This is a genomic window from Rhodococcus sp. 05-2254-2, from assembly GCF_002259095.1.
Lineage (GTDB): Bacteria > Actinomycetota > Actinomycetes > Mycobacteriales > Mycobacteriaceae > Rhodococcoides.
Genome location: NZ_NOZJ01000021.1, coordinates 266,324 through 291,769, shown reverse-complemented (window position 1 = coordinate 291,769; position 25,446 = coordinate 266,324). Strand labels below are relative to the sequence as shown.

The window sequence follows — 25,446 nt, the reverse complement described above, 5'->3', positions numbered from 1 at the left end:
GTTTGCACACACTCTTCTTCTCACGGCAGGGAGGCGGTGACGTCTCAGAAATCTCCGAGATGAAGATCGATCAGGCCGCGAACGAACGAGGCATCGATCTCGACCCCGTTCTGCGGGGTCTACGTCGAATCCGGGTCGTCTGAGAGTCGGGGATTTCGGAAATCTTTCGGAGAGCGTCCGGTCCAGCGTTTGAAGGCGTGAGAGAAGTTGGCGAGGTCGCTGTATCCGAGTTCGGTAGCGATCTCGCTGACCGAAACCGATCGGTCGAGGAGCCGTAGCATCGCGCGCTCGTACAGCAGCGAGTGGCGCACCTTGCTATAGGTGGTTCCTTCTTCGGCAAGCCGCCGTTTCAACGTGCTACTCGACATCGACAATGCTTGTGCAACATCATGGTTGGTTCGCTGTCCGAGGTCCTTTTCCAACTGTTGCCTCACCTTCTCGGCGGATGACATGGACCCACTCCGCTGGGCGAGTGTTCGCTGCAGATCAGCGATAGCGAGACGATATGCGAGGGGGTCCGAGAAGCGACAAGCCTTGTTGAGGGTCTCCTCGGGTACGTGGACGAAGGAAATCGGAGCGTCGAAGAACCGGCGATTCGCCCCCGGACCTTCGTCGTGGCTCACCTCGGCCGGCTCCGGCCAGCTCAGATGGAGTGTCACCGGCGATATGTCACCGGCGAGCATGTCCAGCAGTCGTAGTAACGCCGACCCACCGTAGGTGATGACCAAGCAGTCCAGTGCGGAATCGCCTGTGTGCGCAGTGAGCCCGACGATCAGACCGTAGTCGCCGGTGTGGAACTGCGACTTCAACGCCGTGGAGATCAATGGTAGGTATGTCAGGAGATCGACGATCTCGGCGACCGAACCAGCGCTGATCAAAGGTGAACTCAGAGGCCCGAACGATGTCAACTGGGCCTGCTCGGCAAACGCAAATCCGAGTCGAGTGGCCTGGGCGATATCGAGTTCGGGATAGACCTCCCGAAACCACCGTATCGGTGCCTGAACGTCATGCTGAATGAGCGTCGCTTCACTGGTTCCTTCGCGGTGCATGATCACACGAAGCCGCGCGGCGGCGTCAGGGTCGAGTGCGCGGCGTTCGAGCAACTGAACGAACGCAAGCGGTGGCACGCCCTCGTCGCTCAGCTTCACGGTGACCCCTTTGACCCGAATTCACAAGTTTATGACTCCACCGAACATAGCCGTCACCCGCGTTTGCGACGACACTTTCGTCAATCACGCCGGAAAACGAGGAGTTGACATGGCAGCTGTAATTTTCGTCGCCCACGATGGTGAGAAGCACGAGGCGGCTCTGGTCGAAGGTCGCTCGCTGATGCAGATTGCAACCGACAATGCTGTGCCGGGGATCGATGGAGACTGTGGGGGCGAAACGGCCTGTGGCACCTGCCATGTGATCGTCGACCCGCAGTGGTCAGGAGAGGTGGGTCTGTCCGGCGCCGACGAGGAGGAGATGCTGGCGATGAACCCCGAGCGTGAACCCACGTCTCGGTTGTCGTGCCAGATGGTGGCCTCGGAAGCGTGGGATGGCCTGATCGTTCGAACACCTGAATTCCAATTGTGATGTGCGAAAGGCAGGCACGACAGCATGAAAGTTTCTGAGTCGATCGCCGACAAGGTCCAGTCGACCATCCCGATAGGGCTGCAGATCCAGGGCGCTCATTTGTACGACAAGACCCGACGGTGGGTGACTGGCACGAATGGCAAGAAGATCTTCGTCGAAAGTCCCATCCCACCGGTCGAGGATGTCGAGCTCGCCGACATCGACCTCAGTAACCCCTTTCTTTACAGACAAGGGCGGTGGCAGTCGTACTTCGAGCGCGTGCGGAACGAGGCACCGGTGCACTACCAACCCAATAGTCCGTTCGGCCCGTTCTGGTCGGTCACGCGCCATGCCGATATCGTGGCCGTCGACAAGAATCACGCTGTGTTCTCGGCCGAACCGTTCATCGTCATCGGCGTTCCGCCCCGGTTTCTCGATATCGAGATGTTCATCGCGATGGACCCACCACACCACGACAAGCAGCGCGCTGCCGTCCAGGGGGTTGTCGCACCGAAGAACCTCCGGGAGATGGAGGGACTGATCCGATCGCGCGTACGGGAGGTATTGGACGACCTCCCCTTGAACGAGCCGTTCGACTGGGTGCAGAATGTCTCGATCGAGTTGACAGCTCGGATGCTCGCAACTCTTCTGGATTTCCCCTACGAACAACGCCGCAAACTCGTCTACTGGTCCGATTTGGCAACCTCGATGGAGCAAGCCAACGGTGGGCCCTCGGACAACGACGAGGTGTTCGAAGGCATGCGTGACATGGCCCGTGGCCTCAGCGCTCTCTGGCATGACAAAGCAGCCAGGAGGTCTGCAGGGGAAGAGTCCGGTTTCGATCTGATCACCATGTTGCAGAGCAACGAGGACACCAAGGATCTGATCGATCGTCCGATGGAATTTCTGGGCAACCTCGTCCTGCTGATCGTCGGTGGCAACGACACCACGCGAAACTCGATGAGCGGTGGCGTTCTTGCGTTGAACCAATTCCCCGACCAGTTCGAGAAATTGAAGGCCAATCCCGATTTGATCCCCAACATGAACTCGGAAATCATCCGATGGCAAACACCCTTGGCGTACATGCGCCGAATCGCCAAAGCCGACACCGTTCTGAACGGACAATTCATCCGCAAGGGTGACAAATTGGTGATGTGGTATGCCTCGGGTAACCGCGACGAACGCGTTTTCGAGAATCCTGATGATTTCATCATCGATCGTGCCAATGCGCGCAATCACATCGCGTTCGGATTCGGTGTGCACCGGTGTATGGGCAATCGGCTGGCCGAAATGCAGCTGCGGATTCTGTGGGAGGAGTTGCTTCCCCGCTTCGAGAACATCGAGGTCGTCGGCGACCCCGAGTATGTTCAGTCGAATTTCGTGCGGGGCATCAGCAAGATGATGGTGCGCCTGACGCCTACTTCCAGCGTATGACATCGCAACGGGCGATCATCGTCGGCGCAAGCCATGCTGGGGCACAACTGGCAGCTAGTTTGCGCCAAGAAGGTTGGACAGGCGACATCGTCCTCATCGGTAACGAGTCTGCCGCTCCCTATCAACGCCCCCCGCTGTCGAAGGCATACCTGGCGGGCAAATGCGTACTCGACGATATCGCCATTCGCAGCACGGACTTCTACTCCAAGCAAGGTATTCAGCTCCTGAACGCGCAGGTGGAGACCATCGTTCGGTCGGAAGGCAACGTCGTTCTCGACACCGGGGAGAAGCTGGCCTACGACAAGCTCGCGCTGTGCACGGGAGCCCGCCCTCGTCGGCTCACCGTTCCCGGGGCCGATCTCCACGGGGTCTACTACCTGCGCACCGCAGCGGACGTCGAGAGGATACGTATGGCCACCGGCCCTGGCCAGCGGGTGGTGATCGTCGGAGGCGGCTACATCGGACTCGAGACAGCGGCATCGCTGCGCGCACTGGGCGTACAGGTCACAGTCCTCGAGGCAACTGGGCGTGTGCTCGAGCGGGTCACTGCTCCCGAGGTATCGACGTTCTTCGAGCGGATACATCGCGAACAGGGAGTCGACATCAGAACGAACGCGATGGTTCAGGGCCTGTCCGGTGACCGTGAGGTTCGTGAAATCACCTTGGCCAGCGGAGAATCGATCCCCGCAGATCTGGTCATCGTCGGTGTCGGCGTCGAGCCGAACACCGACCTCGCCGCCGATGCGGGTCTTGTCATCGACAACGGCATCGTGATCGACGATCACACTCGGACCAACGACCCCGACATCATGGCGGCGGGGGACTGCGCGAGCCACGACATGGCCCGTTACGGCCGTCGACTACGGTTGGAGTCCGTCTCGAGCGCAGGAGAGCAGGCCAAAGTCGCTGCGTCGACCGCCTGCGGGAAGTCCAGAAAAATCGAAGCGTTGCCGTGGTTCTGGTCGGATCAGTATCACTTCAAGCTGCAGATCGCCGGCCTCAACACTGGATACGACGAAGTGGTTCTCAGCGGTGACCCCACCCGCGACAGTGATTTCAGTTGCTTCTATCTCCAGGCCGGTGAGCTCATTGCCGCCGACTGCATAGGTCGCCCGCGCGAGTTCATGTACAGCAAACGGGTGATCGCCCAGCGACTCCCCGTCCAACGCGAAGACCTGATGCTCGGCGGACTCGCGCGCAACTGACCGATCCTTCGGTCGTTGTGCACACAACAGCAACCGGTTTGCTCAGAGAAGGGAACATCAGCGATGACCATGACAGACCGCCCGCCCGGAGCACATACTACGCAGCCACCACACGCATACCTGGGAGCAACGGACTTCCTCGACATCGAGCACGAATCCGTGCGGGCGTTCACCGCCGCGGCAATCGGAGATGCGAGCAGCGACCGTGACAAGGCCAGACGCCTCTTCGCCGCCGTCCGCGACCGAATCTGGTACGACCCATACACCGTGTCGGACGATCCGGCCCACTATCGAGCGAGCTTCGTCCTCGAGGCCGGGCGCGCTTACTGCGTCCCGAAGGCGGTGCTGTTGACCGCAGTGTGCCGGGCGGCGGGTATCCCAGCACTGCTCGGCTTCGCCGACGTCCGAAATCACCTGCAGACCGAGACGTTGCGCACGCTGATGGGCGGCACCGACCTGTTCGTCTACCACGGCTACAGTCGCCTCTACATCGAGGGCCGGTGGTTGAAGGCCACGCCGGCATTCAATGTCGAGTTGTGCGCTCGTTTCGGCGTGCCGCCAGTGGAATTCGACGGCGATCGCGATGCTCTCATGCATGCCTTCACCGCAGACGGAGCCCAGCACATGGAGTATGTCCGCGAGCGAGGAGTCTTCGACGACCTACCCTTGAACGCGATCTTGACGGTGCTTCGGCACGCCTACGGCCCCACGATCTTCACGGGCGCTCACCCACTCGATGATGTTTTCACCGGCCGCACCCGGCCGGACGAAACTCCCGGGGATCGAAACCTTCCGCGGGAGTCTCGATGAACACAAGCGGTGAGAACATACGCGCCGAACCCCGTATCGCGGCCGACTGCCGATCGGTCGGAGCTCTCTCCGCGAACAATCGCGATCGTGAACACTCGGACCGCCTCGGACACCTTCGAATCGGGTGAGCCGATACCTGCTGGCAGAGCTGTGCCACATGACTGTCTCGTCGCCGCGGCCGTGGTAAGGCCGACACCGGAAGTTGCACCGAACAGACGAGACTCGCTCTGCCGCTGGAATTGCGGCTGCGGGCGATGAACGACCGATCCGAACGCCTCCCCGGGCACGAGACGACGCGCGATACCCATATCCCTCTCCCGTGTGCGCAGCCGCTACCGCGAGAGCGGGCCGACAGGCGTCTACCGATGTCTCTCATCTATGCAAGGAGCGCAGCAGATGACAAACAACGCACCTCACACCCCCGCCAGGACCGTGGCGATCACAGGTGGAGCTCGCGGCATCGGCTATCAGACAGCGAAGGAGTTGATTCGACGAGGCCACCGGGTCGCCATCGGCGACATCGACGAGGCACGTGCGAAGGAGGCCGCCGCCGAACTCGGGGTGAAGGTCGTCACCCGACTCGACGTCACCGAACCTGACTCGTTCACAACGTTTCTGGACCTGGTCGAACGTGAACTCGGACCCCTCGACATCCTGATCAACAACGCGGGCATCATGCCTACCGGCCACGCCCACGAAGAGGACGATGCAGTAACCCGGCGTCAAGTCGAGATCAACGTCCTGGGTGTCATCTTCGGGACCAAACTGGCTCTTCAGCGCATGCTGCCGCGCCGCACCGGACACATCATCAACACTGCGTCATTGGCCGGCGAGCTCGCGGTACCTGGTTTGGCGACCTACTGCGCTACCAAGTTCGCAGTCATCGGATTCACAGAGGCCGCACGACTGGAGTACCGCAAGTCAGGGGTTCGACTGTCCACAGTCCGCCCGACGTTCACCAACACCGAACTCGTCGCCGGAACCGCCGGCGCAAAGGGATTACGCAACGCCGAGCCGGAGGAAATCGCCCGCGCGACAGCAGATCTGATCGAGAATCCACGCCCCTTCGTCCGCGTCACCCGTCTCGCAGGCGCAATGGTCGCGGCGGTGAAATTCGTCCCCCGGCGGCTGGCGACCGGACTGGGTGCGGCCCTGAACACAGATTCGGTGTTCCTCGCGGACGTCGACATGACTGCTCGCCGAACGTATCTCGACAGAATCCAGAACAGCTGAGCATGCCGACACGCGCGCTCGACCAACCACCCGAAAGGCAGCCACAGTGACCCCCACGACTCTGATCGAGAACTATCCCCACCGGATGGGAGGGCACTGCGGGTCAGGTGCAATGCGAGACCTTCTCCAGTGGCACGGTCTGGGATGGGACGGACCACCCGACGAGGGGTTGGTGTTCGCACTGGGTGGTGATCTCGGTTTGTCCTACCTGCGATCGGACGACCTGGTCCCACCGATGTACCTGGTCGGCCGCGGTGCCGACTTCGAGATCGACTTACCGCGCAGGCTCGGCGGACAAGTCGAGGTTCTCACGACCGACGATCCCGGTGAGGGATGGTCATGGGTTCGCGACGACATCGATGCGGGAAGACCCAGTCTGGTCTGGGCCGATATCGCTGAGCTGCCCTACTTACGGGTGAAACTGCAGATGAGTCGCCACGACATCGTGGTGATCGGCTACGACGAGATCGGGGGGACTGCCTCGGTCGTCGACAACGATCGGGCCGACGTGCAGAAGATCCCGCTCGACGCGCTGGCTCGGGCGCGATCTTCCACCTCGTTCCCGCAACCGACACGTCACTGCACGTACCGAATCACGTGGCCGCAGACACTGCCGCCCGTGTCGACTGCCGCGGCCGCGGCCTTCGCCCGATCCGCCGCCAGCATGCACGCCCCATCGACACCGGGAATAGCCGACCACATACCAGCAGCCGGTGCCGACGGTTTGGCCGCGGTCGACCAGCTGGCAACCGACGTCAAGAGCTGGGTCGACCTTCCGCCCGATGACCTCGAGACGCTGCTGTTCAGTCTCGGTATCTTCATCGAAAAGGCCGGAACCGGAGGCGGGCTCTTTCGTCGGCTTCTCGCCGACGGCTGTACCGAGATTGCACGTCTGACCGGTGATCCCGCTACCGCAGACCTCGCGGTGGCCGCCGATCACTGCGCCCAGGCCTGGACCGAAACTGCCCGCGCCGGAACACAACGCGGTCTCGATGTACGAACACGCGCAGCTGCGGTGGCCGTGTCGGCTGCCAGACTGTCGGAACTCGAGCTGATCCTGGTGGAGTCCCTGGAGTCTGCTTCACGCTCGCTGTCCGCCATCACGAGATGATGCCCACCGTCGTTCGATGGCGCGCGGTACACGGGGCGCATCGCACTGTGCTGCAGCTGTCGTCGCCGACACCGTACGCCCTGGCGACCTCACTGATCGGCTTGGAAGAGTCGATGACCTCTCGGCACAGTTCGTCTTTGAACTCGGTGCTGAAAGATCGACGCGATCTGCTCATGCTTGTAGATCCCTATTCCAAGCGGGTCTAGTGTCCGAATCCCTGGGCCGATCAGATCACGACGCCAGCCACTGGGCTGCGGGGTGGATGACCCTCATCTGCAACCTCGCCGACGTTTTCAACGCGCGGTTCACTTCTGACATAGTGCAGTTTATCTATCGAAACTAACAGCGGTGCAGGCCGAGCGCACGATGACGCGACAGACTCGGCACAATTTTTTTTCACGACAGAGAGGTCCGACCATGAAAAGAGTTCCGGACGAGGTCAGCGGGTCGGCCGGCCCGGCTGTCGAGAACTGGGCGCGCTCGTTCTGGAGCACGAGTTTCGACTCGCCTGATCTACCGCCCCACCACCCCGACTGTCTTGGTTGTGGGCCGCAGAACCCGCACGGCCACGCCCTGTCGGTCCAGCGTGACGAGAACGGCGTGGTGGCTCACCATGTGTTCGATCAACGTCATGTCGGGGCACCCGGGATAGCACACGGAGGCGCGGTGGCGACCGTTCTCGACGATCTGTTCGGCTTCCTGCTCTACACAGTGGGTGAGCTCGCCGTGACGCGGCGTCTCGAGCTCGACTACCTGGCGCCGGTTCTGCTCGGCACTCCATACGTATTGCGTGCTGCCGTTCGGTCTCGTGATGGGCGCAAACTGGATCTCACGGCCACGATGGACGATGCGCAGGGCCGCTCGGTAGCCACCGCTACTGCCCTGTTCGTGGTGGTCGAGGTCGAACACTTCATGCAGTCCCAAGCCCGAGCCCAACTCCGGGCCACGGACACGAATCACACCGAAGAATAGACACCCTGGCCGACCTTCACCGACGTCCATCACCCGCGGTGGCTGTCGTACGGCTGCGTCTACCTGGCGCAAAGACGGCGAGGACGAGTGCCCCAGCGGCGGTCAGCGCCGCCAACGACAGTGTCGCCTGACCACTTCCGTGTACGAATGCGGCTCTGGCGAACTCGGCCAGCGGCTGACCAGCTGGTCCTGCGCGGTCGGCGACCTGTAACGCGGCGGCCAGAGAATCGGCCACCGGACCACGGGCAGGCTCGGGTAGCTGGGGCAGAGCCGGCTGAATGTGCTGAACGTAACCGGCCGCGAGCACGCTACCGGCTACCGCAATCCCAATCGCGGCACCGATTTCGCGAGCTGCGTCGTTGACCGCGGCAGCCACCCCGTGCTTGGCCTCAGGAGTGTCCGAGACGATGGCGAAAGTCGCAGGGGCGGTACACAACCCCAAACCCGCACTCATGATGAGCAAGGGCCACAGCAGGTCAGGGTAAGTCGCCGCGACGGTCAGTCTGCTCACCATCACCAGTCCCGCCGCGATGGTGAGCAGACCTACAGTGGTCATCACCCGCAGCCCAACAATGTTCGACAGCCAGGGTGCAATCACCGAGATCACGATGAGCGGCACGACCATAGGGGTCAACGCCAACGCGGCGGTGAGCGGTCCATAACCGAGAATCAACTGCAGATACTGCACCAACAGCAAGAACACCCCGAAGGTCACCAGAAATTGGATACAGACAGACAGCGCGCCGGCACCGAAACCACGGCGGGCGAACAACCGGACATCGAGTAGGGGTGCCGAGGAACGTAGTTCTACGACGACGAACACCGCAACCGCAAACAAGCCCACCGCAGTGCTGATGGCGACGAGCGAATCCGACCAGCCACGGGCCGGAACCTCGATCACAGCGAAGACGATCGCCCCGACCGCGACAACTACGGTCACCGCGCCCACCCAATCGACCGGTGGATGCTCCTGCTGGCGGGACTCCGCGATACTGCATGCCAACCCGGCCAGAACCGCTCCGGCGACGGTCAACCCGACGAACACCGAGGTCCACGACCACTGCTCGAGCAGCACACCAGCCCCGAGGATGCCCAGGACCGCCCCGGATCCAGCAACCCCGGCCCACACACCTACAGCGCGGCCGCGATGCGCCGGTGGAAATCCCGCGGTCAGTATCGACAGCGTCGAGGGCATGACCAGCGCCGCACCCGCCCCAGCCAACGCGCGAGCAGCGATCAGCCACGCCGGGTCGGCGAGAAACAAGGGCAATGCCGACGCGAAAGCGAACAACGCCAACCCCGCCACGAGCACCCCCCGGCGACCGTACCGGTCACCGATCGCACCGGCAGGCAGAACGAAGCACGCCAAAACCAACGTATAACCGTCGACTATCCAGGTCAGTTGGGCTTGCGTCGCCCCTGTCGCGACCGCGATCTGGGGCAACGCTGAATACAATGCTGCCATTGCGGCCACCACCAACGCGACTGCCATGCACGACACAATCAACATCCACCACTGGGCACCGCTCCATCGAGCGACGCTGGCAGAGTCGGATCTACGTTCGTTCAACGGCCAGCCTCCCAGTTCGAGACTGATCGTCTCGGTTCGAGACTATTAGTATCACAACTCTGCGGGTGTGACAGAATGATCAATCGAGGACATGTCTTGTCAGTCAAATGGAGCGGAGCCCGTTCATGGTCGACCCTCTCGTTGCAACCGAGGGCTCGGCCGACCCCCGGCTGGCGCGCTCACGTAACCGGTTACTCGAAGCGGCCGGTCAGCTGCTGTCCACCGGCGGTGTGGAGGCGGTCACCGTGGAGGCGGTCACCCGCATGTCGAAGGTTGCACGTGCCACTCTGTACCGACATTTCGGAAGTACCACTGACCTGCTCGCTGCAACCTTCGAGCGACTATTACCCCCAGTCGACACCGATATCGATACCGGTCCGCTACGTGAACGTCTGATTTCGTTGCTCACCACCCAAGCCGACCTCATCGACCAAGCTCCGGTGCAGATGACCACGCTGGCCTGGCTGGCAATGGGGCCCGTCAACAGCGGCGACGCCAGCCGGCGCGATCTCGATCCTGGCGCGGTGGTCTCGCTTCGGGCCCGTGTCATAGAGCAATACCGCAGGTCCCTGGATCAGATCCTGACGGCGCCTGACGCTCGCGCTGTGCTCGGCGAGATCGACACCACCTTCGCCCTCATTCAGCTCCTCGGACCGATAGTGTTCGCTCGCCTCACAGGACTGCGCCACATCCACGCCGACGACTGCATCCAAATCGTCGACAACTTTCTCGCCGCCCATGCCGCAAGTGTCCGATCGAGCACTTCGCGCGACAACAGCCGTCCATGGCCGGCCGCGGCGCTAGACCCGCAGCTCACCGACGGCCAGTAAAACTTGATGGGAAATTTCACCATCAATGCGCTATCCAGTCAGGGATCGCAGCGCTCACTGGATAAGGCCGGACGTGTGCTCGAGAACTCGGAGTTGCACTGCAGTGCACTTCTGACATCGTGCAGCCGTCTTCTGAAACTGACATCCGTATTTGTGGCCCACAATCGCTCACTGTGCCACAACTCATCTGTTTCGATGTTTTGACATGCAGCGGTTTAGCGCACGTTTTTGGCACTACCTTCTGGCTGGTCGACCGATCGGGCTGTCAGTTTCAGAAGACGAGTGCACGAGTTCAGAAGTGCGCTGCACTTGACACCTCTCAAGTAATCTAGCGAAAACGCTAGATTGCTCCTTTGGTGCTTTGACTGCCCGATCGTCCGAACCTAGGCGCTCACTTATGACTACGTGTCTTTAACCTTCGTTTTAGACACGCCCTGGATTTGACACGGCAAGGACGATGAGCGTGTGTGTCAGAACTCATGTTCAAAACCGACACGCCGAAATGTGTCCCTACGACGAGTTGTGACACACTCGACCCTGTGGGAGAACTTCTGGGCTGTCAGTTTCAGGAGTCGCGTTCACTGTGTCAGAAGTCGAATGCACTGAGCGCCAGCAATTGATGTGGGTTCGGCTCCTACTCCGGCTCGTCGGCGTTAGTGTTGCCTATGGGCATGTCGAAAGTGGTACCTGCGCTGCCGGTACGAGACATCGACACCGCTGTAGAGATATACGTCCGCGCGTTCGGCTTCACGACCCGGTACACCGACCCGACTTTCGCGAGACTTACCCGCGACGACGTCGAGATCCACTTGTGGGCCGCCGACGACGACAGCTGGAATACCCGTTCAGACCCTGCGGCATGGCCGGTATGCAGCGGAGCCGAGACGTTCCTTGCCGGCACAGCCAGCTGCCGCATCGCCGTGGACGAGATCAACGACCTTTACGCCGAGATGTCCCGCGCGGGAGTGCTCCATCCCGCAGACGCGGGTCGTCCCGTCTCGACGGACTGGGGAACGACGGAGTTCGCAGCTGTCGACACCGACGGCAATCTGATCACTTTCCATACCGATGAAAAAAGCCAACACGAGCCCACCACGGCAGGCAACGGCGCACCCTGACCGCACCCTCGAGCAGAAACTCGATGACCCGGACGTCCGTCGACGCGCTACGCGTGGTCATCGTCCTGAAATAAGCGCATGCTGGACTTGTCCACCCGCGCGCAGTCAGGCGACGGTCAGATAGATCAACGCGACATTGAGTGCGACGACGATTCCCGCGATGAGCCATGCCGCGTATGCCGTGATCCGGTGATTGACATCGCCGCCCATCAGGATGCGGTCCGAGGTGAACCGCACCAAGGGAATGAGCGCGAACGGAATACCGAAGGACAGGACGACTTGTGAGACGACCAGTGCCCGACTGGGGTCGACCCCCGCGGCCAGAATTGCCAGTGCGGGAACAAGTGTCACCAGTCGTCGCACCAGAATCGGAATGCGCTGACGTAGTAGGCCGTCCATGATCATCGCGCCGGCGTATGCCCCGACCGATGTCGATGCCAGGCCCGAGGCCAGCAGGCCCACCGCGAACAGCAGCGCTACCACCGGCCCCAGAGTGTCTCCTACTGCTGTGTGAGCTCCTTCGATGGAATCGACGCCCTCTCGGCCTCCCAGCGTCGAGGCCGCCAACAGCAGCATCGACATGTTCACTGCACCGGCCAGCAGCATCGCCAACCCGACATCGATCCGGGTGATCCGCAACAACCGCTGCCGGACAGGCCCTGCCTCGGGGTGTCCGTGCCGGTCACGTGCAAGGCCGGAGTGCAGATAGACCGCGTGCGGCATGATCGTCGCACCGAGCATAGCGGCGGCTATCAATACGCTTTCCGCGCCGTCGAACCGCGGAATCAACCCGGCGGCAGCGGCGGTGAACGATGGCGGTTCCACGACGACGCTGGCAAGAAATCCGACGGCGATGACACCGAGTAGACCGAGAATCACGAACTCGAACGGGCGCTGGCCCCGGCGATCCTGGACCAGCAACAAGATCATCGATACGGCTCCGGTGATGAGGCCGCCGATCAGGAGCGGCAGGTCGAAGAGCAAGTAAAGAGCGATCGCACCGCCGACGATCTCTGCGAGGTCGGTCGCCATGGCGACCACTTCTGCTTGCCCCCAATATGCCAGTCGCACACTCTTGCTCGACTTCTCGCGGACCACTTCGGGCAGTGTCATTCCGGTGACGATGCCGAGTTTGGCGGAGAGGAACTGCACGAGGCCGGCCATCACGTTCGCGGCGACGATCACCCAGACCAGCAGGTACCCGAACTGCGCGCCGGCGCTGACGTTGGAGGCGACGTTGCCGGGGTCGACGTAGGCGATCGCGGCGACGAAAGCAGGACCGAGCAGAACGAGGCCAGACCGAAACCTCGAGGGCGGCCGAGACGATCGGCGCTGCAGCACAGACATGACCACACCCTCCGGCACCAACAATATGTCAGAACCCTGAAAATATAGTTCGGCCTCCCGAACAATGCAATGCGGCGTGGCGGTTCGGCGACATCACGATCAGATGGGCAGGATCACTGCACTGACGAATTCGTTGCGGATCCAGGCGATGAACAACCCCCACACCCCGGTCAGCAGTGCGATGCCGACGGCGATCATGATGACACCGCCCGCCACCTTGATCCTCTGAGAGTTCCTCCGAAGCCACCCCACACCGCGCATCGCCGAACTCGAACCGAACGCAAGAACGACGAACGGTAGGCCGAGTCCCAGGCAGTACGCGACGATGAGAGTGACCCCGCGGGCTGCGGTTGCACCTTCGGTGCCTGCCGCCACGGACAGCACGCCGGCAAGGGTCGGACCCAGGCACGGCGTCCAGCCGAGCGCGAACACCCCACCGAGCAGCGGCGCTCCTGCAAGGGACGAGATCTGCCGGGGTGCGAATCGGGTGTCGCGTTGCAGTGCGGGTATCAACCCGATGAACGCCGCACCCATGATGATCGTGATGACCCCGCCCACGCGTTGGAGTACTTGCTCGTTGATGCGCAAGGTGCCGATGACTCCGAAGACCGAGGCTGTGGCGAGGACGAAGACGATGGTGAACCCGGCGACGAACAACGACGCTGCACCGGCCACACGCCAGCGATTCACGAGACCCGTCGACGACGTACCGGCGGTCGCGGTGCTGGGTGTCCGGGCATCGGCTGACTGAGCCTCGCAGGCCGATTGGGTGCCGCGGGCTGATTGGGCGTCGCGGGCTGATTGGGCGTCGGCGCCGGCGATGCCTGCCAGGTAGGACAGGTATCCCGGCACCAGCGGCACCACGCACGGTGAGGCGAACGAGACCAACCCGGCGAGCATGCATGCCGCGATCGCCAGCAGCAGGGGCCCGCTCGATGCCGCGTTCTGGAACGTCGACCCGATGTCTTGGGCGAGAAGAGTCGTCATTCCGCGGCTATCCGTTCGACGACGGGAAGCAGGTCTTCGGTGAGCAGGGCTCGCATGAAGACCGCGGCCACGCGGTGCTGGCGATCGAGTACCAGCGTCGAGGGAATGACGCTGGTCGGATAGTTCCCGCCGAGGGCGATCAGCGTCCGCATCGAGGGGTCGTAGATCGAGGGGTAGGAGACGTTGTTGTCGACCACGAAGTCCTGCGCTTTGTCCTTCTGTGGATCTCTGACGTTGATACCGAGGAACTGCACGCCGCGCTCACGGGTGGTCTCGTAGACCTCTTCGAGGTCGTCGGCTTCGCCGCGGCAGGGGCCACACCATTGACCCCAGAGATTGATCACGACGACCTTTCCGTCGTAGTCCGCCAGAGCGGTCGTCTTGCCCTCCTCCATCAGATCGGGGCCGGCGAGCTCGCCTATGGTTCCGCGTGTTTCGGGAGGGTCGTAGACGATGTCGGTTCGGCCACCGGGCGCGACGAAGTCGAAGCTCCCGCCGGACGGTGCAGCGTCGGCACCAGCGGAGCATCCGGAGATCAGTAGTACGACGGCAAGAATCGATCCGATTGCCGCGGTGGGCGTGCCGCCTTGTCGTCGAGTACCGACCCACACGGGTAGGAAACGTGTCATGAGGTGAAGTCCTTTATTGCAGTGCGGATCTGGTCTGTCGTCTCGAACACTGTCGGGTCGGTGATGCGCTCGATCGTTCCGTCCGGGCGGACGAGAAAACTCAGGGGAAGGACCGGCGGTGCCGAGAGCGCGTCCTGGACGCTGCCGCCGTCGATGTAGTTCGGATAGCGGATGCCCAGTTGCGTGAGCAGCGCGGCCGCGTCCGCGGGTCGGTCCTCGACGTTGATTCCGATGACTGGGATCGCGTCGGGTTCTGCGGCGTAGGCATCGACTACGGGCATCTCGGTGCGGCACGGGCCGCACCAGGATGCCCACAGGTTGATCAGCGTCACCTCGCTGCCGAGAACGTCGACGAGATCGACATCGTCGGCACTGCCGATGCAGCGCGCTATCACTCCCGCCAGCGGCCCACCTTCGTGTGGCACCGGCTGCGGACACAGCGGTAGCGCTGTTGCTCGTGCCGCGTCATCCGGCGGGCGGGACAGTGTGGGTTCGGGTCCGACCGGCGCGACATTGTTGGCGATGACGTCGGATGGGCCGCCCTCGACGCCACCGGAGCGGGGCCACAGTGCGACGATCGATGCAACGACAACGACGAGCATGACGATCGACCAGCCGCGCGTCATCGCCGTGACCTTCTTTCTCGAGAGGGCGGCAGAGGGGCGAACGGTACGTCGCGGATCATAGGAGCGTGGACCAGTACGACCAGAAACGCTGCGCGATCAGGGCGATGAGGACGAGAAACCACACGGTCAGCGGAATCGAGTGATTGCGAATCAGCGAGTCAAGCCATAGCCGAAACCATTGCCCAAGAGCGGATTTCGACCTGGCGCGGTCGAGGTTGCGCAGCGTGACGTACCAGAAGATCGGTACGGTGACCGCCCACACCGCCATGCAGTAGGGGCACAGGGCGCCGATCTCGTACAGGCTCTGCGCGATCAGCCAGTGCACGAAGACTGCGGCAGCAGTGACACCGACCTGCACTGCGCCCCAGAACCACTGTGCGAACACCGCACCGGCGAGCAGGGCGGCACCCACTGCCGCCACGACGGCGAAGCCTGCGATCCCGAGAAGGGAATTGGGAAATCCGAACGCAGACGCCTGCGGGGTGTCCATCACCGATCCGCAGTTGAGCACCGGGTTGATGCTGCAGGTCGGGGCGTAGGCGGGATCGAGCGCCAGAGCGAACTTTTCTACCGTGAGCACGAACGCGGCAGTCAGGCCGATCAGGCCGCCCACCAACAGCAGCCAGGGCAGGCTCCGGCCGAACGATCCACCTTGTCGGGTCTCGTTCGCTGGGAGGTCAGCCGAGTGCAGCGTCGAGGGCATCGGCGAGGTCTCCGTAGGTGGTGGGTTCGATCTTGGTGCCGTTGAGGAAGAACGTCGGGGTGCCCTGCACGCCGAGCGCGATCCCGTCCGCGACGTCGGCCTCGATGCGCGCGAGCGTCGCAGGGTCGGTGTAGGCGGCATCGAAGGCGCTCATGTCGAGCCCTTGCTCGACGGCGAAGCTGCGGAACAACTCGTCCTGCGGAACCTGCTGTTCGCCCCACTGCGCCTGCGTTTCGTACATGCGCTGATACATCGCCTCGAATCCGCCCTGCTGGGCCGCGGCCTCGACTGCGCGTGCGGCTCGTTCGGCATTGAAGTGCGAGGCGATCGGAAAGTAGCGGGCCACGAAGCTCACCCGGTCGCCGTACTCTTCACGCAATTGCTCGATCGCCGGGTAGGCCGATCGGCAGGCCTCGCACTCGAAGTCGAGGAACTCCACGAACGTGACCCGGCCGTCGGGCACCGAGTTCAACCGATGACTGTTCTCGCGCACCGCAATCGAGGCAGGGTCGGTCGCGGCCTGCTCGGCGGCGGCAGCATCCGGAGACCCCGATCGATCCACCACCAGAAATACAGCCAACGCGGCGGCGAACACGATCACCAGGGACAAGGAAATCTTCAACGCTCTGCTCATACAACCACCTTCTCGATTCGTTCGGATTGATCAATGGGCCCGATATGGGCGTTTCGACCGCTATGACACTAACAATCGTACGAACGTTGACTAATGGTCCTTCCCTAACGATCGCATGATTGTTAGATTGTGCCCATGGCCTTGGAACCTCTGGACTCGTGCGATCTGTTGTGTATGGACCTCCCTTACGCCGAGAGAGTGCGCGCTACTCTGCCCGCGGTCGGCGATATCGAACCGGTAGCCGACGCTGCCCGAGCATTCGGCGACCCCACCCGACTGACCATCGCGCTCGCGTTGAACGCCGGCGGGCAGATGTGTGGCTGCGACATCGCGTGGATCGTGGGACAGAGCCAGAAGCTGGTCTCCCACCATCTCCGCAAACTCAAAGCCGCGGACGCCGTCACATCGAACAGAGACGGAAAGTTGGTCATGTATTCGCTCACCGACCGCGGCACCCGACTGCTCACGACACTGACCGAGGCACTGCCCACCGCCTCGGCCACCGCTGATCTCACCGGGGTCGATCATGGCTGACGCGTGCTGCGGACCTACCCCGGCAGCGCCGACCACCGAATCCACTGCTGACGGTGCGGACACGGCAGGTCCGGCTCCAACCGATGCACTCCCGAGGTTGTGGCAGGTCCGCGAGCTGCAACTCGCATCGGTAGCCGCGATCATCCTGGTCGCATCGTGGTTGCTCGGTCGAACGGGTGCCGATGCGGTTGCGACCGTCGGCGCTCTGATCGCTGCCGCGATCGCCGCCGTCACCTTCGTTCCCGCGACGGTGAGAAATCTGCGACACGGACGCATCGGTGTCGGCACGCTGATGACGATCGCGCTCCTCGGTGCCATCGCATTGGGCCAGATCCCCGAGGCCGCGATGCTCGGTATCTTGTTCTCCGTCGCCGAGGGACTCGAGGAATACGCGGTCACCAAGACCCGCCGCGGACTGCGCGCACTCCTGTCGTTGGTGCCGCCGACGGTATCTGTCCTGCGCGGTGGAACCGAGCAGGCCCTGTCCCCCGACGATGTCGTGATCGGGGACATCATGGTGCTGCGGCCGGGTGAGCGAGCTGCCACGGACGGCACCATCGCTCGCGGTTCGACGAATCTGGACGTGTCTGCGATCACCGGCGAGTCCGTGCCCATCGAAGCCGGTGTCGGTGACGAGGTGCATGCCGGTGCCATCAACGGCGGCGGGGCCATCGAGGTCACCGTCACCGCGCCGGCATCGGAGAGTTCGCTTGCTCGCATCGTCCGCATCGTCGAACAGGCCCAGGACCGAAAAGGGGCCGGCCAACGGCTCGCGGACCGTATCGCACGTCCGCTCGTGCCCTCGATCATGGTTCTCGCCGTACTCGTCGCCGGCGTCGGTGCGGTGCTCGGTGACCCCATGTTGTGGCTCGAACGCGCACTGGTGGTCCTGGTCGCGGCATCACCGTGCGCGTTGGCCATCTCGGTGCCGCTGTCGGTGGTGGCGGCGATCGGGGCTGCGAGCCGCAACGGGGCATTGATCAAAGGCGGTGCAGCAGTGGAAGAGCTGGGCCGCATTCGCGTCGTCGCCTTGGACAAGACCGGCACCCTCACTGCGGGACGACCGGAGGTCGTCGACGTCGTCACCGCTGCGGGAATCGGCCGCGACGCCGCGCTGGCTGTTGCTGCTGCGCTCGAAGCGCGCAGCGAGCATCCACTCGCCCGCGCCGTACTGGCCTCCGTGTCGACCGTCGCGGCCGCTGATGATGTCACTGCCATCGCCGGGCACGGCCTGACCGGCACCCTCGACGGTGCCGCGATCAGGCTCGGGAAACCGAGCTGGTTCGACACACACCCCAGCTCCGAGGTGTTCCGCGCCGACGTCGCTCGTCTGCAGAGCAGCGGTGCCACAGTCGTTCTCGTCGAACGCGCCGGAGTTCTGATCGCTGCGATCGCCGTCCGCGACGAACTGCGGCCCGAGGCCGCCGAGGCTGTCCGCCAACTCACCGCGCTCGGTATCGACACTGCGATGCTCACCGGCGACAACGCGCTCACTGCGCAGGCTCTGGCGACCCAGGCGGGCATCACCGCTGTCCACGCCGAACTACTGCCCGAGGACAAAGCGGCCCTGCTGACCGACATCGCGGCCGGACGCAAGATTGCCATGGTCGGCGACGGCATCAACGACGCTCCCGCCTTGGCGACCGCCGATGTCGGTATCGCCATGGGCGCGATGGGAACCGACGTTGCCATCGAGACCGCCGATGTTGCCCTCATGGGGGAAGACCTCCGGCATCTACCGCAGGTGCTGGCCCACGCTCGACGCGCCCGGCGCATCATGGTCCAGAACATCGCCTTGTCGATTGCCATCATCGGCGTGCTCGTCCCACTGGCTGCTACCGGTGTCCTGGGCTTGGCCACCGTGGTGCTCGTCCACGAACTCGCCGAAGTCCTGGTCATCGCCAATGCGATTCGCGCCGCCCGCACCACGCCCTTGGACGGTTTCGTGCCCCCGCCCGCGGCGTCCGGTGCCCTCAACGTCACGATCGCACCCGCAGCGGCCTTCGCGGATGCCTGCTGCGCTCCGGCTCCGACGCCGAGGAACACCGCACCTGCATCTGGGAACCTACTGGCCTCCACCACCGCAACGTCACCATCGGCGATCGGAGCAGACGACGGCAGCAGCTCCGGGTGCTCGGATGGATGTACCTGCTGCACATCGACCCCCGCGTACGGCGAACTCTTCCGCGGAAAAAGGTAAAGACCTGTGAGCGGTGATCGAACTGCACGCAGGCTCTACAAGATCGAAATGACCGCAGCAGCAGGGGCATCGACAACAGAGGTGCGCTGGCACCACCTCGAACGAACACACATCCTCTCGCAGCCCTATCCGTGGTTGCATACTCGCAACCACGCCGCGATGTTGAAAGCTGCGGTGACAGAACACGATCGGCGCGAATCCTGGGGCCAGTTGATTCGGATCGTGGTCGCTGCTCCAGGATCGTGGTCGGGGCGATACCCGGCCGGTAACACCGGCCGGGTCGAGGCGGGACCGATGTCGCCGATGCCCATTCCGCAGGACCTTGCGGACGCGCTGGGGGGCACGTAGCGGGAGTCATCAGTTCAGGCCTGCGTAGGAGTGCAGCCCGGAGACGACCATGTTGATGATGAACAGGTTGAACAGCATCGCCACGAATCCGGCGATGTTGATCCATGCTGCGCGGGTGTTGCGCCATCCGCTGGTGGCGCGGGCGTGCAGGTAGGAGGCGTACACGATCCAGGTGATGAAGGAGACCGTTTCTTTCGGGTCCCAGCCCCAGAATCGGCCCCATGCGGCTTCGGCCCAAATGGCACCGAGGATGACGCCGACGCCGAAGAGCGGAAATGCGAAGATCGTGGTCTTGTACGCCACGATGTCCAGAGTCTGAGCGGAGGGCAGACGGGCGACGATCCGGCTGGCTCGACTACCCGAGGCCTCGGGATGCTTCATGCGGATCAGGAACAGCGCGCTCGCAACCCCGGAGATCAAGAACACCCCGCTGCCGAGCGAGACGATCGAGACGTGCACCGGCAGCCAGTACGACTGCAGTGCCGGTACCACCGGTGCTGCGTTGGCGTACAGCACGGTGCCGGCGACGAACAGGAGAATCAACGTCGGCACCAGGACGAACAACCACAGGGTGCGCAGTTGCTTGGAGCGCAGCACCACCAGTGCAGCCAGTACACCGGCCGCGCAGGTGACCGAGACGAATTCGTACATGTTGCCCCACGGCGGGCGGCCGGCGGCGATCCCGCGAAGAACGATCGACCCGACATGCAACGTCAGCGCCACCATCACCAGCCCGAGTCCGGTACGGCCCATGCGTTCGGACGGAACCCGCCGGGGTGCGTCGGGAATGCGACCGGGCGTCGACGATGTCGCTGCGATCACCCGCGTGCGCAGTCGCTCCATATTGTGCAGCTCCGCGCTACGGGTCGTCGCGAGCTGACCGAGGAATGCGATCGCGGCGAGGAGATAGACCACGAAGGCGGTCTCGAAGCTGATGTCGCTCCAACGGGCGAGGGTGTCGTCGATCGGCATGGTGTTACACCGTTTCTCTGTCGTGGGTCTCGGAGTCGCTCGAAGTTGCCTGCGGCCAGATCTGTGACCGGAGGGTCTGGAATTCGGGTCCCCAGCCGGCGTGATCGGTGCGAGCCAGGCCGCCCATGTCCACTCGCGAGAGACCGTGTTCGCCAAGGTGGGCCCGGAACCAGACGCGGCGGCGTGTGATGACCAGGGACACCAGCAGTCCGGTCATCATCGTGACCGCGAACACGAGGACCCACCGCTGCGCGGGGTCGTATCCGACCTGGAGGTTCGCGAATTCCTTGGCACCGTCGAACCGGACGACGGTGCCGTCGGAGAGGGTCGTCGATTCTCCGGGCCGCAGGTTGACCCGGTCCTGCTTGACCAGCCGGCCCTGGTTGATCATCTCCTGGTCCAGGGAGAAGATCGACTGCGGGATGCCGGTGTCGAGACCGGTGTCGCCTTTGTAGATGTCCACTGCCACCGCGGGATCGACCAGTTCCGGGAAGCGGGAGGAGAGCAGGTTGCCGTTGAATTGCGCGGTGGGCGCGAAGAGTCCTTCGATGGCGATCTGCCCTCGGCGGCGCTCCTCGGCGGTGGCGTAGGTCCCCCCGGGTGGGTCGAATCGCAGCGCGCCGCTGCTGAGGAACGTGGTGGCGTCGTCGGGGCGGAACTGCAGCGCTTCGGTGCGGGTCTGGCCGTCGGGGAAGGTGACGGTGAACTCGGGGGCGTAGCCGTGTCCGGTGAGGTAGATGCGTTCGTCGCCGAGCCGGAGGGGTTCGTTGACTTTGAGTTGATAGTCGCGCCAGGTGTCGGCGGCGATGTCGTCGGCGCTCTGGTAGGAGATGTTCGAGGTGAACATCTCGGCCTGACCGTTCTCGAGGTAGTCGGCGGTGAAATCTCTGACCCGGATACAGAACGGCTCGAGTCCGGTGCCGTCGGTGCTGTTGCCGGCGCGAAAGGAGTCGTAGATCGCGGGCGAGGTGTTGCAGAAACCGGGCCCGTTGTCGGCGATGACGATGACCGAGCCTTCGTAGCCGAACAGTTTGCCGATCGCGATGGCCGCGAGCAGACCGATCAGCGAGAAGTGAAACAGCAGGTTCCCGGCCTCGCGGGTGTAGCCCTTCTCCGCCGAGAGAGTCAGTGCCCCATCGGGCTCGGGTCGAACGGCGGTACGCCACCCTTTCAAGTGCCGCGCGATGTCGGCGATCACCTTCTCGGGGTCACCGGCGAGGGTGCCCGAATGATGCAACGGTAGTCGAGTGAGGTTTCGCGGTACTCGAACAGGTTGTGCGCGAAGAGCTTTGCCGTGCTCGATCAACCGGGGAGTCAGACAGCCGATCAGCGACACGAACAACAGGACGTAGATCGCGGTGAACCAGGAACTCGCGAACACGTCGAACAATTCCAGCGTGTCCATCACCGGCCCGAGAACCGGACGCGCGGCAATGAAAGAATCGACGGCCTGGGTATTGAGATTGCGCTGCGGCAGCAAAGCGCCGGGGACAGCTGCGGCGGCGAGGAGGAACAGCAGCACCAACGCTGTCCGCATCGACGTCAGTTGTCGCCACCGGTTGCGCAGCATCGCCACTGTTCTGCGCACCAGTCCCGGCGAGTGCGCACGGGGGTGTTCGTCGATCGTCATCTCCGCACGCCCTTCACCGACCACCATCTAAATACTACGCGACATAGTAGTTTGCGGGGTTCGGTGTGATGGAGCGTGGTCGGCGCAGCAGCGAGAACGCCAGTGCTGCACCAGCGCCGGTGGCGGCAATCCATTCCGGAACGCTGCCGGTGATCGTCGCCGGGGTGAGGGTGGTGCTCAGTGACACCTCGGTGACGACAGCTGCGGGGGTGAACAGCTCCGTGCGCTCGACGACCTCCCCGCGTGCATCGATGACGGCGCTGACGCCGCTGGTGGCCGACACGACGACGCTGCGCCCGTGTTCGACCGCTCGTACCCGCGACATGGCGAGTTGTTGATAGGTCATGTTCGTCCGACCGAAAGTGGCGTTGTTGGTGGGCACTGCGATCAGCTGGGCACCGGCGCGCACGGAGTCGGTGAGCAACGAGTCGAAGGCGACCTCGTAGCAGGTGGCCACCGCGACGTGCACTCCGGCGAGGTCGAGGACGCCGTTGCCCTGGCCCGGGGTGAAGTTTCCTGCCTGGGCGGCATAGGGAGAGAGTGCGGTGACGATCGTGCGCATCGGCAGGTACTCCCCGAACGGCACCAGTTGCCGCTTGTCGTGCCTCTGCCCGGGCCCGGTGACGGGATCCCACACGATCGAGGTGTTGCTCGTGGTGCCGTCGTCTCGGCGGAGAACCGTGCCGACGAGTACGGGGACTCCGACGGCGCGGGCCGCGGCGTCGATACGTGCGGCGGCGTCGGGGTTGCGCAGGGGATCGATGTCGGAGGAGTTCTCCGGCCAGATGACCAGGTCGGGTGCGCGTACGCGGCCGGAGTCGATGTCGGCGGCGAGCTCGATGGTGCGCTGAACATGGTTGTCGAGAACCGCGCGTCGTTGGGCGTTGAAGTCGAGACCGAGACGCGGGACGTTGCCTTGCACCAAGGCGACGGTGACCGTGTCCTGCTGCGGCGGAGCGAACAGTGGAGCCACCATCGTGAGCGCCCCTACAGCAGTGGCCACACCGATGCACGACGCTGCTGCAGTTCTGCGGGTGATGCGACCGGAGGCAACGACGCCGGCCAGAGCGGACCCGATCAGCACCACGACGAACGACAACCCCGGCGCGCCGATCACCGCAGCCAGAGGCAGCAGCGGCCCGTCGGATTGACCGAATGCGATGCGGCCCCAAGGGAAGCCGCCGAACGGGACCCGAGATCGTGCCGCTTCCATCGCCACCCAGGCGCTCGCCACCCAGACCGGCGCCCACGGCAGTCGGGACATCCGATCCGCTACCGCACCGAACAGTGCCACGAAGAGTGCTTGAACGACGGACAGCGCCAGCCACGGCACCGATCCGACGTACTCCCCCACCCACGGCAGCAGAGGCACGAAGAACGCCGAGCCGGCGACGAAGCCGTAGCCGGCCCCCGCACGCGCCCCTCGCCCGCGCACAGCCAACAGCAGCATTGCAAGTGCTACCGGAGCGAGAAACCACAGATCGATGGGCGGGAATGTGGCATACAACATCAGCCCGGATGAGGCGGCGGCGAGGAGCCGGATCCACGCGCGGACTCCGTTGCTGCCGGTCACCCACCGCGCCCGGCTCGGGTCGTAGACGAGAGGTCGAGGCCCGGGCTCGATGCCGGGAGCCGATCTCATGACGGCACGCGCGTGCAGCCGGTACCGGAGGAGCCTCTGCCGTTCATCAACTACTATGGTGCATAGTATTTTATGTGATGGCAACTCTGCGGCGGTGACCGATCCCCTTCCGTCGACACCCAGCACCTGTCCGAGATACACACCCGAGAACGAGGATCCGTGAACCGCTCGCCCACCACGTCTCCCACGCGGCTGCGTGCTTACGCAGTGACTCTCGTGCTGACATTGGTCGCTACCGCGCTGACCGTCGACTACTGGGCGCAAGAAGCATTGGTCGGCTCTCCGATCCCACTACCGATCCTCGAATTGCGGCTCGCCTTCAACCGCGGAATGGCCTTCAGTCTGGGCAATTCGCTGCCCCTATGGGTGATCGTGTCGGTCACGGCGACGATCACCGCCGGGGTCGCGGCCTACGGATGGCACAGCGCTCGGCACGGGGAGCAGTGGACCACGGTGGCGCTGGCGTTGATCCTCGCCGGCGCGCTGTCCAACGTTCTGGACCGGCTTGTCGACGGTGCGGTCACGGACTACTTTCACACCGGTTGGTGGCCGACATTCAACCTCGCCGACATCTACATCACCTGCGGGGTGGTGCTGATGATCGGGGCGGCACTGGCACGCGAGAGGGCACAAGGGTTGCCCCTCTGCCCGCAGTGCCCGACAGCGCCGGATCGTGAACGTGCATGAGATATCTCGGCGTTCGAATCGAATGCCCTGCAGTGCACATACATTCGCGACAGGACAATCATGCTGATCCGCTCGAACAGTGAGGGTGATCGACACCGGAACTGCTCGAAACATAGTCGACTACAACCACCGACACGCGATCGTCGCCTCTCGCTCACCGAGGCGTACCGAGGGGAGCCTGCTGTATGAGCGAGGACATCCCGGCGCTACCGCGCCGTATTTTTCTCGCTACGAGCTGCGCTACAGCGTGCCTGACTGCCGCCGGATGCAGCGTCGGCGAAGCCCCGTCCGGTGAGGACACCGCTTCCGACGGTCCCGTCACCTTGTCGGTGAACGATGTTCCTGTCGGCGGTGGAATCGTGCTCGCCGACCGGCAGGTCGTCGTCACCCAACCGGAACCCGGTATCTTCCGGGCCTTCTCGGCTATCTGTTCTCACCGAGGGTGCACAGTGAACCGAGTTCGCAACGGCACGATCGAGTGCCCCTGCCACAACAGTGCGTTCTCGATCACCGACGGGGCGGTCATGCGCAGCCCCGCCACCGAGCCACTGCCGAACCGTGCCGTGACCAGAACCGTCGATACCCTCACCGTCGACTGATCCATCACCGGGCGCGAACATGCGAGGTGGACGGGTTCGGGGTGAACGGTCTCGACCGGGCCGATGTG

Annotated in this window: 25 protein-coding genes and 1 pseudogene; 14 read left to right on the top strand and 12 right to left on the bottom strand. The window is 63.6% G+C overall.

Translation table 11 applies throughout. The features are described 5' to 3' along the window. Positions 1 to 119: 119 nt before the first annotated feature. Positions 120 to 1,148, bottom strand: coding sequence for a helix-turn-helix domain-containing protein (locus tag CH283_RS24200; protein ID WP_052047647.1), 1,029 nt, complete (start codon positions 1,146 to 1,148; stop codon positions 120 to 122). Positions 1,149 to 1,257: 109 nt separating this feature from the next. On the opposite strand from CH283_RS24200, the gene CH283_RS24195 reads away from it, so the two are divergent. The 6 genes from CH283_RS24195 to CH283_RS24170 all read left to right on the top strand — a co-directional run bounded on the left by CH283_RS24195 (position 1,258) and on the right by CH283_RS24170 (position 7,350). Further along, entirely contained in the window at positions 1,258 to 1,578 is a 321-nt protein-coding gene (locus CH283_RS24195; RefSeq protein WP_024793405.1) for a 2Fe-2S iron-sulfur cluster-binding protein, read from the top strand. Between the two features lie 24 nt (positions 1,579 to 1,602). Continuing rightward, positions 1,603 to 2,991, top strand: a complete 1,389-nt coding sequence (locus CH283_RS24190) for a cytochrome P450 (protein WP_032364182.1) — start codon at positions 1,603 to 1,605, stop codon at positions 2,989 to 2,991. After that, a complete protein-coding gene (locus CH283_RS24185; RefSeq protein WP_032370840.1) occupies positions 2,988 to 4,196 on the top strand; it encodes an NAD(P)/FAD-dependent oxidoreductase in 1,209 nt (402 codons plus the stop codon). Before CH283_RS24190 ends, CH283_RS24185 begins: the two co-directional genes overlap by 4 nt. A 69-nt stretch (positions 4,197 to 4,265) precedes the next feature. Next, positions 4,266 to 5,006 carry a transglutaminase-like domain-containing protein gene (locus tag CH283_RS24180; RefSeq protein ID WP_032370982.1) on the top strand — a complete coding sequence of 247 codons (741 nt, stop codon included), beginning with the start codon at positions 4,266 to 4,268 and terminating at the stop codon, positions 5,004 to 5,006. A gap of 396 nt (positions 5,007 to 5,402) precedes the next feature. After that, positions 5,403 to 6,239, top strand: coding sequence for an SDR family oxidoreductase (locus tag CH283_RS24175; protein ID WP_032364247.1), 837 nt, complete (start codon positions 5,403 to 5,405; stop codon positions 6,237 to 6,239). A 46-nt stretch (positions 6,240 to 6,285) separates the two neighbouring features. Beyond that, positions 6,286 to 7,350, top strand: coding sequence for a BtrH N-terminal domain-containing protein (locus CH283_RS24170; protein WP_032382558.1), 1,065 nt, complete (start codon positions 6,286 to 6,288; stop codon positions 7,348 to 7,350). 55 nt (positions 7,351 to 7,405) lie between these two features. Here the strand turns inward: CH283_RS24170 and CH283_RS28910 are convergent. Next, a pseudogene (locus CH283_RS28910) lies at positions 7,406 to 7,525 on the bottom strand (transposase); the annotation flags it as partial. A gap of 242 nt (positions 7,526 to 7,767) precedes the next feature. Between CH283_RS28910 and CH283_RS24160 the strand changes: the two are divergent. Then, a complete protein-coding gene (locus CH283_RS24160) occupies positions 7,768 to 8,322 on the top strand; it encodes a PaaI family thioesterase (protein ID WP_032364186.1) in 555 nt (184 codons plus the stop codon). Between the two features lie 16 nt (positions 8,323 to 8,338). Here CH283_RS24160 and CH283_RS24155 read toward each other — a convergent pair whose 3' ends face one another. Continuing rightward, on the bottom strand, positions 8,339 to 9,814 hold the full coding sequence (locus tag CH283_RS24155; RefSeq protein ID WP_371128951.1) for an MFS transporter: 1,476 nt from the start codon (positions 9,812 to 9,814) through the stop codon (positions 8,339 to 8,341). Positions 9,815 to 10,017: 203 nt separating this feature from the next. Here CH283_RS24155 and CH283_RS24150 point away from each other — a divergent pair, with 203 nt between their 5' ends. Together CH283_RS24150 and CH283_RS24145 are read left to right on the top strand one after the other, a co-directional pair. Then, on the top strand, positions 10,018 to 10,722 hold the full coding sequence (locus tag CH283_RS24150) for a TetR/AcrR family transcriptional regulator (protein ID WP_032364248.1): 705 nt from the start codon (positions 10,018 to 10,020) through the stop codon (positions 10,720 to 10,722). 671 nt (positions 10,723 to 11,393) lie between these two features. Beyond that, positions 11,394 to 11,840 carry a bleomycin resistance protein gene (locus CH283_RS24145; RefSeq protein ID WP_197077431.1) on the top strand — a complete coding sequence of 149 codons (447 nt, stop codon included), beginning with the start codon at positions 11,394 to 11,396 and terminating at the stop codon, positions 11,838 to 11,840. A 105-nt stretch (positions 11,841 to 11,945) separates the two neighbouring features. Here the strand turns inward: CH283_RS24145 and CH283_RS24140 are convergent, their stop codons facing one another. From CH283_RS24140 to CH283_RS24115, 6 genes are all read right to left on the bottom strand, one after another. Beyond that, entirely contained in the window at positions 11,946 to 13,187 is a 1,242-nt protein-coding gene (locus CH283_RS24140; RefSeq protein ID WP_008720147.1) for an Nramp family divalent metal transporter, read from the bottom strand. A 99-nt stretch (positions 13,188 to 13,286) separates the two neighbouring features. Continuing rightward, positions 13,287 to 14,174, bottom strand: a complete 888-nt coding sequence (locus CH283_RS24135) for a cytochrome c biogenesis CcdA family protein (RefSeq protein ID WP_032373339.1) — start codon at positions 14,172 to 14,174, stop codon at positions 13,287 to 13,289. After that, positions 14,171 to 14,803 carry a TlpA disulfide reductase family protein gene (locus CH283_RS24130; RefSeq protein ID WP_094639483.1) on the bottom strand — a complete coding sequence of 211 codons (633 nt, stop codon included), beginning with the start codon at positions 14,801 to 14,803 and terminating at the stop codon, positions 14,171 to 14,173. Before CH283_RS24130 ends, CH283_RS24135 begins: the two co-directional genes overlap by 4 nt. Next, a complete protein-coding gene (locus tag CH283_RS24125) occupies positions 14,800 to 15,429 on the bottom strand; it encodes a TlpA family protein disulfide reductase (protein ID WP_094639482.1) in 630 nt (209 codons plus the stop codon). The genes CH283_RS24130 and CH283_RS24125 overlap by 4 nt, the downstream gene beginning before the upstream one ends. A gap of 55 nt (positions 15,430 to 15,484) precedes the next feature. Then, positions 15,485 to 16,132 (bottom strand): vitamin K epoxide reductase family protein, encoded by a 648-nt coding sequence (locus CH283_RS24120; protein ID WP_094634693.1) that lies wholly within the window; start codon positions 16,130 to 16,132, stop codon positions 15,485 to 15,487. After that, the gene (locus tag CH283_RS24115) at positions 16,107 to 16,766 is read right to left on the bottom strand and encodes a DsbA family protein (protein ID WP_032370897.1); all 660 of its coding nucleotides are present in this window, start codon (positions 16,764 to 16,766) and stop codon (positions 16,107 to 16,109) included. Before CH283_RS24115 ends, CH283_RS24120 begins: the two co-directional genes overlap by 26 nt. A gap of 135 nt (positions 16,767 to 16,901) precedes the next feature. Between CH283_RS24115 and CH283_RS24110 the strand changes: the two genes are divergently transcribed. The 3 genes from CH283_RS24110 to CH283_RS24100 are packed head-to-tail and all read left to right on the top strand — an operon-like array spanning position 16,902 to position 19,848. Beyond that, a complete protein-coding gene (locus CH283_RS24110; protein ID WP_027494226.1) occupies positions 16,902 to 17,300 on the top strand; it encodes an ArsR/SmtB family transcription factor in 399 nt (132 codons plus the stop codon). Continuing rightward, complete coding sequence (locus CH283_RS24105; RefSeq protein ID WP_094639481.1) at positions 17,293 to 19,500, top strand: heavy metal translocating P-type ATPase; 2,208 nt, start codon at positions 17,293 to 17,295, stop codon at positions 19,498 to 19,500. Before CH283_RS24110 ends, CH283_RS24105 begins: the two co-directional genes overlap by 8 nt. Before the next feature lie 6 nt (positions 19,501 to 19,506). Then, entirely contained in the window at positions 19,507 to 19,848 is a 342-nt protein-coding gene (locus tag CH283_RS24100; protein WP_255183323.1) for a DUF3703 domain-containing protein, read from the top strand. A 9-nt stretch (positions 19,849 to 19,857) separates the two neighbouring features. On the opposite strand, the gene ccsB is transcribed toward CH283_RS24100, so the two are convergent. From ccsB to lnt, 3 genes are read right to left on the bottom strand one after another with little or no spacing between them, the layout of a single operon-like run. Next, complete coding sequence (ccsB, locus tag CH283_RS24095; protein WP_094629849.1) at positions 19,858 to 20,820, bottom strand: c-type cytochrome biogenesis protein CcsB; 963 nt, start codon at positions 20,818 to 20,820, stop codon at positions 19,858 to 19,860. 4 nt (positions 20,821 to 20,824) lie between these two features. Continuing rightward, positions 20,825 to 22,450 (bottom strand): cytochrome c biogenesis protein ResB, encoded by a 1,626-nt coding sequence (gene resB / locus CH283_RS24090; RefSeq protein ID WP_255183322.1) that lies wholly within the window; start codon positions 22,448 to 22,450, stop codon positions 20,825 to 20,827. A 34-nt stretch (positions 22,451 to 22,484) separates the two neighbouring features. After that, a complete protein-coding gene (gene lnt / locus CH283_RS24085; RefSeq protein WP_228139423.1) occupies positions 22,485 to 23,960 on the bottom strand; it encodes an apolipoprotein N-acyltransferase in 1,476 nt (491 codons plus the stop codon). A gap of 291 nt (positions 23,961 to 24,251) precedes the next feature. On the opposite strand from lnt, the gene lspA reads away from it, so the two are divergent. Next, positions 24,252 to 24,779, top strand: coding sequence for a signal peptidase II (gene lspA, locus CH283_RS24080; RefSeq protein ID WP_052061206.1), 528 nt, complete (start codon positions 24,252 to 24,254; stop codon positions 24,777 to 24,779). A 185-nt stretch (positions 24,780 to 24,964) separates the two neighbouring features. Then, positions 24,965 to 25,378 (top strand): Rieske (2Fe-2S) protein, encoded by a 414-nt coding sequence (locus CH283_RS24075; RefSeq protein ID WP_008720941.1) that lies wholly within the window; start codon positions 24,965 to 24,967, stop codon positions 25,376 to 25,378. Positions 25,379 to 25,446: the final 68 nt, after the last annotated feature.

Bases quoted from the DNA above. Each gene is read 5' to 3' on its own strand.
- CH283_RS24160 (WP_032364186.1), top strand. From the start codon at position 7,768: ATGAAAAGAGTTCCGGACGAGGTCAGCGGGTCGGCCGGCCCGGCTGTC.
- CH283_RS24120 (WP_094634693.1), bottom strand. From the start codon at position 16,132: ATGCCCTCGACGCTGCACTCGGCTGACCTCCCAGCGAACGAGACCCGA.
- CH283_RS24135 (WP_032373339.1), bottom strand. From the start codon at position 14,174: ATGACGACTCTTCTCGCCCAAGACATCGGGTCGACGTTCCAGAACGCG.
- CH283_RS24145 (WP_197077431.1), top strand. From the start codon at position 11,394: ATGTCGAAAGTGGTACCTGCGCTGCCGGTACGAGACATCGACACCGCT.
- CH283_RS24195 (WP_024793405.1), top strand. From the start codon at position 1,258: ATGGCAGCTGTAATTTTCGTCGCCCACGATGGTGAGAAGCACGAGGCG.
- CH283_RS24155 (WP_371128951.1), bottom strand. From the start codon at position 9,814: ATGGCAGTCGCGTTGGTGGTGGCCGCAATGGCAGCATTGTATTCAGCG.
- CH283_RS24125 (WP_094639482.1), bottom strand. From the start codon at position 15,429: ATGACGCGCGGCTGGTCGATCGTCATGCTCGTCGTTGTCGTTGCATCG.
- CH283_RS24115 (WP_032370897.1), bottom strand. From the start codon at position 16,766: ATGAGCAGAGCGTTGAAGATTTCCTTGTCCCTGGTGATCGTGTTCGCC.
- resB (WP_255183322.1), bottom strand. From the start codon at position 22,450: ATGACGATCGACGAACACCCCCGTGCGCACTCGCCGGGACTGGTGCGC.
- CH283_RS24190 (WP_032364182.1), top strand. From the start codon at position 1,603: ATGAAAGTTTCTGAGTCGATCGCCGACAAGGTCCAGTCGACCATCCCG.
- CH283_RS24105 (WP_094639481.1), top strand. From the start codon at position 17,293: ATGGCTGACGCGTGCTGCGGACCTACCCCGGCAGCGCCGACCACCGAA.
- CH283_RS24150 (WP_032364248.1), top strand. From the start codon at position 10,018: ATGGTCGACCCTCTCGTTGCAACCGAGGGCTCGGCCGACCCCCGGCTG.
- CH283_RS24110 (WP_027494226.1), top strand. From the start codon at position 16,902: ATGGCCTTGGAACCTCTGGACTCGTGCGATCTGTTGTGTATGGACCTC.
- CH283_RS24180 (WP_032370982.1), top strand. From the start codon at position 4,266: ATGACAGACCGCCCGCCCGGAGCACATACTACGCAGCCACCACACGCA.
- CH283_RS24140 (WP_008720147.1), bottom strand. From the start codon at position 13,187: ATGTCTGTGCTGCAGCGCCGATCGTCTCGGCCGCCCTCGAGGTTTCGG.
- CH283_RS24075 (WP_008720941.1), top strand. From the start codon at position 24,965: ATGAGCGAGGACATCCCGGCGCTACCGCGCCGTATTTTTCTCGCTACG.
- ccsB (WP_094629849.1), bottom strand. From the start codon at position 20,820: ATGCCGATCGACGACACCCTCGCCCGTTGGAGCGACATCAGCTTCGAG.
- lnt (WP_228139423.1), bottom strand. From the start codon at position 23,960: ATGTTGTATGCCACATTCCCGCCCATCGATCTGTGGTTTCTCGCTCCG.
- CH283_RS24130 (WP_094639483.1), bottom strand. From the start codon at position 14,803: ATGACACGTTTCCTACCCGTGTGGGTCGGTACTCGACGACAAGGCGGC.
- CH283_RS24185 (WP_032370840.1), top strand. From the start codon at position 2,988: ATGACATCGCAACGGGCGATCATCGTCGGCGCAAGCCATGCTGGGGCA.
- CH283_RS24175 (WP_032364247.1), top strand. From the start codon at position 5,403: ATGACAAACAACGCACCTCACACCCCCGCCAGGACCGTGGCGATCACA.